General features: G+C 36.4%; 3 protein-coding genes. 2 read left to right on the top strand and 1 reads right to left on the bottom strand.

All coding sequences use genetic code 11. The features are described 5' to 3' along the window. Both KS419_RS21555 and KS419_RS21550 read left to right on the top strand, forming a co-directional pair. The coding region (locus KS419_RS21555) for a hypothetical protein (protein ID WP_217068816.1) at positions 1-205 on the top strand (205 nt) is incomplete at its 5' end. Between the two features lie 77 nt (positions 206-282). Further along, a complete protein-coding gene (locus tag KS419_RS21550) occupies positions 283-1,002 on the top strand; it encodes an EAL domain-containing protein (protein ID WP_217068814.1) in 720 nt (239 codons plus the stop codon). Positions 1,003-1,177: 175 nt separating this feature from the next. On the opposite strand, the gene KS419_RS21545 is transcribed toward KS419_RS21550, so the two are convergent. Continuing rightward, a partial coding sequence (locus tag KS419_RS21545) for a YecA family protein (RefSeq protein WP_217068811.1) occupies positions 1,178-2,338 on the bottom strand: 1,161 nt, incomplete at its 5' end.

The following is a 2,338-nucleotide window of genomic DNA, read 5'->3' as shown; positions in this document are numbered from 1 at the left end:
GCTACGGGGCACTTCGGAAGTGACAACCGAAGTCAAAGATCGGACTTCTAGCTACTTCTTCGAATTCGCTGTCCAACGAGCGTTTACTTCACGAGTATGCTTCGAGTTGCCTCGACGGATAAACTTCAGTGCGATGCTAGTAGAGGAAGAGGCACTGCCCTACGCTCGTGTTCATAGGCGCTTGCGCTTTTCTTATTGTGTTTAGTGACAAAAATGTTAAATGTTAATATGCTTTCATTTCTAACTAAAACTTGGGGAAGTTTTAAGTAAGGGGGGGATTTTGTGCAACATGAGAGTAATATTGTCAAAACGATGTTCCATCATTTTTTTCAGCCAATTTATTGTCTCACTGATGATAAAATGTTCGGAGTGGAAGCTTTACTGAGATCAAGCAACTATCCCAATCCAGAAACTATGTTTAAAGAAGCAAGAAAATTAAAGCAGCTTCATGAGTTGGATATGAAGTCGATCCACAAAGCTATTTTGTCTTACTTAGAAGCAGGATCTGAAACGAACCGCGGATATTTGTTTTTAAATGTATATCCATCAACTATTCTCCACCCAAAATTTATACCATTTCTCACAGCGGTTATTTCTAATACGGTGGTGAAGAGTCAACAAATTATACTTGAAATATCCGAAGGTGAAATTAAAGAGGAATTTGAAATGCTGAAAAGAAAGATAACGAGTTTGAAAGAGTTGGGAATAGGTCTTGCCATCGATGATGTTGGCAAAGGGTTTTCCAATATAAAATCGATCATAGAACTGGAGCCTGATTTTCTGAAACTAGACCGCTATTTAGCAAGTGATCTTTCTCGCTCGGCGAAGAAACAAAGTGTAGTGAATTCTTTTGTCAAGTATGGACAAGAGTTCCAGTGTACTATTATATTAGAGGGAATAGAAAGAAAACTGGATTGGGAAGTGGCAAAACAACTGGATGTCCTTTATGGACAAGGATTTGGGCTTTGTAAGCCACTTCCTATAGAAGAAGTAATCGTGTGAACAACTTTAGAATAGTGCAATTGCGTATGGTAATGTCCGAAGTGCCATTCAGCCGTGCTGCCACTGAAATAAACGCTCGGAGCTGGATTCTGGAACTATACATAAGCTAAATAACTTATGCTCTATTATCTTTTAATAAAAACGAGGATCCTTTGTGGATCCTCGTTTAAATATTTTATTGTAGTAAGTCTTTTTCAATGAGATCCGTGATGGCACTAATTTCATCTTCAAGTACACTATACATTTCATGGTATTTGTTTACTAGTGCATTTGTTTTAATGCCGTACTTTTCTGCAACATCCTTTTGTGTATACTTAGTAGGGAAGTGGACTAATGTTGATATAATATACTCCAGCGTTGCTGCAAAAATACTTGAGCTTCGAACGATCGGACTGTATTTTTCACAATAAATATACCAGAGGGCATTGGCGATTCCAATCAAATCCTCATGGTATTTCCCTTCCATGGCATCCGTTAGTTCGTTGGAAACCGTTTCGTGATTAGGATTGCGCCACTTAAATTCTTCCGGTGTCTCAGCTGTTTCCAGTATATCCACAAATAACTTAATTAAAAAATCAGGAAAATCATGCTGTATATAATCTAATGCTGTATAATTTACATCCTCTTCTAATTGAATGGAATTTACTGAATCATAGACACCGTTCATGATCGCTTCGTATTGCTCTTCTGGGAAAATTAAATAAGATAAGAATTTATCTTGTTTTCCAAGAATTTCAATGGAAAAAAAGAGTAATAAATTCTTTACTTCGGGAACATTTCCCGGGTCAATTGGAATATAGTACGATTTATCTGTAAATACGCATTGTAGTTCCACATGTGTGTTATTCGTTTGTTTAACCTGACCTAAAACTGGTTGAAAATCAGTCCACTTTAAAATGTTTTCTAGTGTTTTCGAACGTTTAAAGGTTTTGGACTTGTTCTTAATAAACTCTTGGAAAATGGTCAGATTGGAATCCTCAAATGGAACGTGAAAGATAGACCAAACTGTCGTAAAAAAAACGATGAGTTCATTTATTTCATCATCATCTGATAACGTATGTAACTCATCCTTATTAAATTGAAACAACTCATCATTAAATGTACTGTAGGCAAAATCTAGTATTTTTTCTTGTGTTTCTATAATTTCGTTATAAATAAGATGGGTTGGGAAGGCGATAACATTATTGTTATAACAACAATTTTTGTGTATTTCTCCACTTCTGCAAGGGCAAGGATCATCTGGCCGCCATTTTTTCATTCCAAATTCCTCCATCATATCATTACTACGCAATATAGTAACACAGATTGGGTATAAAGTCTCGTAAAACGGGAGGTG

The organism is Evansella tamaricis (genome assembly GCF_019042215.1).
Taxonomy (GTDB): domain Bacteria; phylum Bacillota; class Bacilli; order Bacillales; family Salisediminibacteriaceae; genus Evansella; species Evansella tamaricis.
The sequence above is the reverse complement of the archived record's forward strand: the minus strand, read 5'-3'. Positions and strand labels throughout refer to the sequence as shown.